The 761-nt window shown below is 41.9% G+C and carries 1 protein-coding gene; it reads right to left on the bottom strand.

Annotation, left to right across the window (positions count from 1 at the left end):
- On the bottom strand, window positions 1–654 hold a 654-nt coding region (locus A3762_RS21910), incomplete at its 3' end, for a glutathione S-transferase family protein (RefSeq protein ID WP_068757632.1).
- Window positions 655–761 lie beyond the last annotated feature (107 nt).

Here is a 761-nt window from a genome sequence, read left to right as displayed (position 1 = left end):
AGATTCAGACAAGCGCACCTCCATACGACCTAAAGCCTCAAACAAGGCTTCGAAGTTTTTCTCATAGGCTGCTTGTGTGGTCGCAAATCCAGTTTTATACACACCGTTATTAATATTCTCGTACACATCTGCATTTAGTTCATCGATGATTTGTCGCTTAGACTCCGGATAGTAATCCAAATCATCAGAAGCAAAATCATTAAAAGCCATATTCAGCATTCGAATAATTTCTGAGGACTCGTTACTGACAATCTGCCGAGTTTTCTTATCATAGAGCACCGGAACAGTGACACGACCAGAGTAATTAGGTTGAACTGAAGTATAAACTTGATGCATAGATGTCAATTCATTCATGCCGTCTGGAAGATCGCCACCTTGAAGCTCCCAGCCCTGGGATAACATCTCAGGCTTCACTATCGAAACAGAAATAACATCTTCCAAGCCTTTCAAAGCACGAAAGATAAGCGTTCTGTGCGCCCAAGGACATGCAAGCGAAACAAACAAATGATAGCGCCCTGACTCCGCTTGAAACCCAGTTGAAGCATCCGCACTGATCCAAGAACGAAATTGCGCATCAGTACGAATAAACTCTCCATCAGAACTCTTAGTGTCATACCACTCATCACGCCATACTCCATCGACCAACAAGCCCATTCACTTACTCCTACTTCAATCCAAAATTAGCACGAAATTTTAGTACGCAAACAACCAGCTATGCAGTGCAATTATTTTGTTTGATTCGAACAATTGTTTTGAACAAT

The sequence above is a fragment of the Oleiphilus sp. HI0125 genome (genome assembly GCF_001635355.1).
The sequence above is the reverse complement of the archived record's forward strand: the minus strand, read 5'-3'. Positions and strand labels throughout refer to the sequence as shown.